Raw genomic sequence first — 6,525 nt, 5'->3', positions numbered from 1 at the left:
TGAGCCTCAAAGCATTTGTTTAGCACTTGAAGCGGACGGACATTTTAGCGAGATAAATCTTGGTGTCAAACACTTTTTTCTTCTCTTTTGTTGAGCCTTTAAAACTCAAAATCCGTCGTTGAATCGAGACTCAGTCCCGAGACAACGAGGCGCATTATATGGCGTTAATTTAACTTGGCAATAGCAAAAACTATAAATTCTTTCTTTTTTCGTCCAACAGATTAAATATCAATCGAAGCGATTAATTTTTTAGCGATTTTATTCGAGTTATTACTTTTTTAGTTCCCACCAACGAAAAGAGGCGCCATCAGACACCCCTTCTTTATGATTTCAATCCAACCAATCTACTGCGACATCACAATCTGACTATCTTCAACTGACAGACGAATGGGTATCCCAGGTAGCAATGCTCCACTAAGAATTGATTTTGCCAGTGGGTTCTCGACTGATTGCTGTATGGCTCGTTTTAGTGGTCTCGCACCATAAACCGGGTCATACCCAACTTGGGCAATCAGTTCTAATGCAGCGTCTTCAACTTCAAGATCGTAGTCTTTTTCCTGCATTCGCTGACGTAAGTGCTCAATTTGAATCGATGCAATAGACTTAATCTGCCCTTTACCCAGTGGATGAAATACAACGCATTCATCAATCCGGTTTAGAAATTCGGGACGAAAATGTTTACTGACCACATCCATCACCTGCTCTTTCATACTGTCATAATTCAGTTCTTTAAAATGTTCCTGAATCTGTGATGAGCCTAAATTAGAAGTCATGATCACCACGGTATTGCGAAAATCGACGGTTCGACCTTGGCCGTCAGTTAAGCGTCCATCATCTAAAACCTGAAGTAAAATATTGAAGACGTCGGCGTGTGCTTTTTCGACTTCATCCAACAAAATGACAGAGTAAGGTTTTCTGCGGACCGCTTCAGTCAAATACCCACCTTCTTCGTATCCGACATAACCAGGAGGTGCTCCTACCAAACGTGCAACGGAATGTTTCTCCATAAATTCAGACATATCGATCCGAACCATGGCATCATCACTGTCAAACATAAAGTTGGCGAGTGTTTTACACAGTTCTGTTTTACCAACCCCTGTTGGTCCCAAGAATAGGAATGAACCTATTGGTCGATGGGGATCAGATAAACCGGCTCGACTGCGACGTATTGCATTGGATACAACCTCAACGGCTTCAGCTTGTCCAATAACCCGTTTATGCAGCGCATCTTCCATGCGTAGCAGTTTTTCTTTTTCAGCTTCAAGCATTTTGGAAACAGGGATTCCGGTCTGTCTGGACAGAACTTCTGCAATTTCAGCATCCGTGACTTTATTCTTCAGCAGCGTCATTTCCTGCATTTCAGCCTGAGCTGCGAGATCCAGTTGTTTCTCTAATTCGGGAATCCGGCCATACTGGAGTTCCGACATACGATTCAGGTCAGTCGCTCTTCGAGCAACTTCCAGATCTAAACGAGCCTGTTCAAGTTCAGCTTTAATATGTTGAGTCCCTGAAAGAGCTGCTTTTTCAGCATTCCAGATCTCCTCTAACTCCGCATACTCGCGTTCTTTCTCTTGCAGTTCATCGTTGATGATATTCAGTCGTTTTTCACTGGCATCATCATGCTCATTACTGAGTGCCTGCTGCTCGATTTTTAACTGTACAATTTTGCGTTCCAGCTTATCCAATGCTTCTGGTTTTGAATCGATTTGCAGGCGGATACTTGAAGCTGCTTCATCAATTAAATCAATCGCTTTATCGGGAAGTTGCCGATCCGAGATGTATCGGTGAGAGAGACTTGCTGCCGATACGATCGCCGGGTCAGTAATTTCAACGTGATGATGGAGCTCGTAACGTTCTTTCAAACCACGTAAAATCGCCACCGTGTCTTCAACACTCGGTTCAGAGACCAACACTTTCTGGAAACGGCGTTCAAGCGCGGCATCCTTTTCAATATATTGGCGATATTCATCCAAGGTTGTGGCACCGACACAGTGAAGTTCTCCTCTGGCTAATGCCGGTTTCAACATGTTACCAGCATCCATAGAGCCTTCACCCTTACCGGCACCGACCATAGTATGCAGTTCATCAATGAACAGAATGACGTTCCCTTCTTCTTTAGCGAGCTCATTCAGGACAGACTTCAAACGTTCTTCAAATTCACCCCGATATTTCGCACCGGCCACCAAGGCCCCCATATCCAGAGAAAGCACGCGACGTCCGCGCAGCCCTTCAGGCACTTCACTATTGATAATCCGCTGCGCTAATCCTTCCACAATGGCAGTTTTACCCACACCGGGTTCACCGATAATCACCGGATTATTCTTGGTCCGGCGCTGCAGAACCTGAATCGTCCGTCTGATCTCATCATCACGACCAATAACAGGATCCAGTTTGCCCTGCTCTGCACGCTCAGTCAGATCTATTGTATATTTCTCAAGTGCCTGACGTAGCTCTTCTGCATTCGGGTCATTAATTTTCTGTCCACCGCGAATTTTTTCGATCGCCTCTGATACTTTTTTATCAGTCAAACCGATCTCTTTCAGTAATTGTCCGAGCGGGCCTTTGTCTTCTAACGCAGCGAGAAGAAAAATTTCGGAAGAGATATAAGCGTCTTGTCGTTTCTGGGCAATCTTGTCACACATGTTTAAGAGTGTGCCCATTGTGTTGGATAGTTGAACTTCACCACCAATACCACTCACTTTAGGCAGCCGGTCGAGCATTTCTCCAAGTTTGGAGCGTAAATGCATGACATCGACATCCAGCATGGTCAATAGTGGTCGAATCGGGCTGCCATTTTGGTCGAGCAAGGCCACCATCAAATGGACGGGTTCTATATATTGATGATCACGCCCGAGTGCGAGTGACTGGGCATCGGAAATAGCAATTTGAAATTTGCTGGTAAATCGATCAAGACGCATATCTATCTCCTGTTTTCTACGGAGCAATAAAATTCACTGTTAGAAAAATGGATACGCCAGATCGTTTTTTCAAGGGGGAGTGTTCAAATTACCACCACAAAAAGATGGTTATTTGATCCAAATGAATGAAGCTTGTCTTCCCGTCACACCATCACGTCGGAAAGAAAAAAAGTTGTGTGCATCACTGTATGTACATAAGCCACTGACGGAAACCTGTTTAACACCGACGCGGTGCAGGCGTTGTCGCGCTAATTGCACCAGATCTGCGGACCACTTACCCTCTTGCTGGCGGGGTTCAAACGCTTGTTCTGCCATTGGATCGACTTGGATGAACGCAGCAACCACATCATCACCGACTTCAAAAGCAGTTTTACCGATCGCCGGCCCCAACCATACCATGACGTCTCCAGAAAAGCAGGAGACGGCTTGTTCAAGAATGCCGCCAGCCAATCCTCGCCAACCGGCATGAACCGCAGCAACTTCAGTCCCTGATGTATTGGTCATCAAAATAGGAAGACAATCTGCGGTCATCACTGCACAAACCACACCCGGCGTCCGGGTAAAAATCCCATCTGCCTCTACGATATCGGTCATAGGATGATCAATAACAAGGACTTGTGTTGAATGGGTTTGATTCATCCACACCGGTGCTGAAGGCATTTCCGCATACGCAATGACTCGCTGGCGGTTTTCCGCAACATGTTCCGGTGAATCACCGACATGCATCCCCAAGTTCAAACTTTGATATTTCCCAGCAGAAACACCGCATTGGCGTGTCGAAGACACCGCCCGAACATGTTGAGGAAGCTGCCAGTCAGGGATGATCATGATGAATACTCATCTTTTCCATATTTGTTGGTATCGTCACGTAATGCTTCGGTCAAAATCACCATATCTTCAGGAACCGGGGCATGAAATTCCAGTTCTTCTCCTGTGATCGGATGTTCAAACCGCAGCATCACCGCATGTAGCGCCTGACGATCAAAGTTTCTGATCAACGCCACCACATCGTCATCCGCGCCTTTGGGAATTCTGACGCGCCCGCCATAAGCAATGTCGCCCAGTAACGGATGCTGAATCGATGCCATATGCACACGAATCTGGTGAGTTCGTCCGGTTTCCAACCGCAGTCTAATCCGCGTATGTTCACGGAAATGTTCGGCTACCCGGTAATGCGTCACAGCGGGTTTTCCCATCGGTGACACAGCCATCAATGTTCGCTTGGTCGGATGCCGTCCAATCGGTTGTTCAACCAGACCACCAGCGGTCATCGTGCCAATTGCAATCGCTTCATATTCCCGGGTGATTTTGCGCTTCTGAAGCGCTCTGACCAAACGAGTCTGAGCCGGGACGGTCTTCGCTACCACCATCAAACCGGTGGTATCTTTGTCCAAACGGTGGACAATCCCCGCTCTCGGCACTTCCGCAATTTGTGGATAGTAATGCAGTAATGCGTTCAATACCGTGCCATCAGGCGTCCCGGCACCGGGATGAACCACAAAATCACGAGGTTTGTTGATCACCAGAATATCATCATCTTCATAGACAATATCCAAAGCAATATCCTGAGGCAGCCAGCGCTCTTCGTCTTCCAGTTCAGCGTGAAGGATAATTTCTTCCCCTCCCATGACTTTCTGACGCGGTTTAATTACAACCTCTCCATCGACTACCACTTTGCCGGCAAGTAGCCATTCTTTAAGACGAGAACGGGAAAAATCAGAAAACAGTTCAGCAATCGCCTGATCAAGGCGTTGTCCTAACTGGCTATCTCTTACGGTACTCTTTAATTCAATCTGCTGAGCCATATCGAACTTTTTAAAAAACAAGGAGACTAATAGTCCCTAGTATGGATAAAATGATGCCTTATTGTATCTGTTACCACAGAGAAAGTAACGTAACCTTTTTACAAAGAGAACTTTCACTGAACTATTTTGAATTAAAGGAAGCCACTTCTGACATGAAATACCAAGCTTTATCAGGTCTACTTGCGCTGATACTTCTCGCGGGATGCTCGAGCAGTAAACATATTGTTCCCGATATCCCCCCTTCACAACTCTATTCAGAAGCCAAAATCTCTTTGCAAAGCGGTAACTGGACCAGTGCAATTGAAAAATTGGAAGCCATGGACTCACGTTATCCGTTCGGTGCTTATTCAAAGCAGGTTCTGCTTGATCTGATTTACGCTTATTATAAAAGTGATCAGCTCGCGATGAGTCTGGCAACGATTGATCGCTTTATGCGTTTAAACCCGACTCACGATAAAATCGATTGGGTACTGTATATGCGGGGCTTAACCAACATGGCCCAAGACACTAACTTTATGCAGGAGCTATTTAATATTGATCGTTCGGATCGCGATCCTGGACCTGCGAAAGAAGCTTTTGCCGATTTTAAAAAATTACTTGAACGCTACCCAAACAGTCCTTATGCCAAAGATGCACATCAACGCCTTTTGGCTTTAAAAAACAGACTGGCTAATTACGATTTGGCGACGGCAGATTTTTATTTGAGAAGAGAAGCATGGATTGCAGCGATCAAACGTTGTCAGGAATTACAGAAAACCTTCCCGAATACTGAAGCCGCGAGAAAGTCATTACAAATACAATTGAAAGCTTACCAACAGTTAGGGTTAACTGACGCAGTGAAGCGAACGCAAACATTAATCAAATTAAACCCTATCGAATAATCACGAGTAAATTGAACAGACTGACGGATTGCTTTTCCTCATTTTTGGAAGAGCAATCTGTTTTTTGAAAAGGGGTAAACGAGTTGGCTGAGCAGCAGGTTTGATGACTTTTTAATTATTGATGGCTTTTTAACAAGCTGAGAAAAACCGCTAAAAAACAAATATTTTTCAGTTCAACCTTTCTCTAATCTAACGTGACGTAAAATATTCTCAACTCTTTTTTCACTTTCTCGCGATGACTCTTTGCGACAGATCACGTTTGGTTCGACGTCAGAATCCACCGCTCATTTAAGTGATGAACATCACATTTTTTCCATATCAAACAGGTAATCTGAAAGTAATCCAGATGGGATAGCTACAGAGGAATCACCTATGAATGTAAACATTATCGGTAAAAATATTGAAGTCACCTCTGCAATCCGCGAGCATATCGAAGGGAAAATCAAAAAACTGGAAAAATGGCAAGTTGATATCATTGGCTGTCAAACCACGTTTCAAGAAGAGCCGGATAAAAAGAAAAAGTTCGAAGCTGTTATTTCTATTCCCAAAGGACAACTGGTTGCCTCGGCCGTACACGAAGATCTCTATGTCGCTGTAAATGAAGTCGAACAGAAACTAGAACGTCAGCTCAATAAACTGAGACATAAACCAGAAGCAAGACGGACAGATAAAGACAAAATTGACCCATCTGAAATCTTGTAAAAATCAAATCATCCATCATTGTAAACAGCGCTGATTCAGCGCTGTTTTTTTGCTTGACGCCTTGTGACACCTTGCTTATTGTGTGACTAACGACCATTTTCAATTTTAGATTCATCCAGTGAATCAGCGCTGAAACTCCGAATCAAAATGACAATCATTGCGCATATAAAATAACAACTGGAGACCTCCTCTCTGTACGGAGGTCTTTTCTTATGAGGA

At 44.5% G+C, this 6,525-nt stretch carries 5 protein-coding genes; 2 read left to right on the top strand and 3 right to left on the bottom strand.

Annotation, left to right across the window (positions count from 1 at the left end):
- Positions 1-344: 344 nt before the first annotated feature.
- The 3 genes from clpB to rluD all read right to left on the bottom strand — a co-directional run bounded on the left by clpB (position 345) and on the right by rluD (position 4,723).
- Positions 345-2,918, bottom strand: coding sequence for an ATP-dependent chaperone ClpB (gene clpB / locus AC55NX_RS04485; protein ID WP_496994639.1), 2,574 nt, complete (start codon positions 2,916-2,918; stop codon positions 345-347).
- Between the two features lie 108 nt (positions 2,919-3,026).
- Entirely contained in the window at positions 3,027-3,746 is a 720-nt protein-coding gene (gene pgeF, locus AC55NX_RS04480; RefSeq protein WP_496994638.1) for a peptidoglycan editing factor PgeF, read from the bottom strand.
- Positions 3,743-4,723, bottom strand: a complete 981-nt coding sequence (gene rluD / locus AC55NX_RS04475) for a 23S rRNA pseudouridine(1911/1915/1917) synthase RluD (protein ID WP_496994637.1) — start codon at positions 4,721-4,723, stop codon at positions 3,743-3,745. The genes pgeF and rluD overlap by 4 nt, the downstream gene beginning before the upstream one ends.
- Positions 4,724-4,875: 152 nt before the next feature.
- Here rluD and bamD point away from each other — a divergent pair, with 152 nt between their 5' ends.
- Positions 4,876-5,604, top strand: a complete 729-nt coding sequence (gene bamD / locus AC55NX_RS04470; protein WP_496994636.1) for an outer membrane protein assembly factor BamD — start codon at positions 4,876-4,878, stop codon at positions 5,602-5,604.
- A 372-nt stretch (positions 5,605-5,976) separates the two neighbouring features.
- Positions 5,977-6,306: a ribosome hibernation-promoting factor, HPF/YfiA family gene (gene hpf, locus AC55NX_RS04465; protein WP_496994635.1), complete on the top strand. Its 330-nt coding sequence runs from the start codon at positions 5,977-5,979 to the stop codon at positions 6,304-6,306.
- Positions 6,307-6,525: the final 219 nt, after the last annotated feature.

It is taken from the genome of Vibrio rubrogenes (assembly GCF_059641415.1).
The sequence above is the reverse complement of the archived record's forward strand: the minus strand, read 5'-3'. Positions and strand labels throughout refer to the sequence as shown.

What these genes read in the sequence shown, in the direction of transcription:
- clpB (WP_496994639.1), bottom strand. Translation starts at nt 2,918, where the DNA reads ATGCGTCTTGATCGATTTACCAGCAAATTTCAAATTGCTATTTCCGAT.
- pgeF (WP_496994638.1), bottom strand. Translation starts at nt 3,746, where the DNA reads ATGATCATCCCTGACTGGCAGCTTCCTCAACATGTTCGGGCGGTGTCT.
- rluD (WP_496994637.1), bottom strand. Translation starts at nt 4,723, where the DNA reads ATGGCTCAGCAGATTGAATTAAAGAGTACCGTAAGAGATAGCCAGTTA.
- bamD (WP_496994636.1), top strand. Translation starts at nt 4,876, where the DNA reads ATGAAATACCAAGCTTTATCAGGTCTACTTGCGCTGATACTTCTCGCG.
- hpf (WP_496994635.1), top strand. Translation starts at nt 5,977, where the DNA reads ATGAATGTAAACATTATCGGTAAAAATATTGAAGTCACCTCTGCAATC.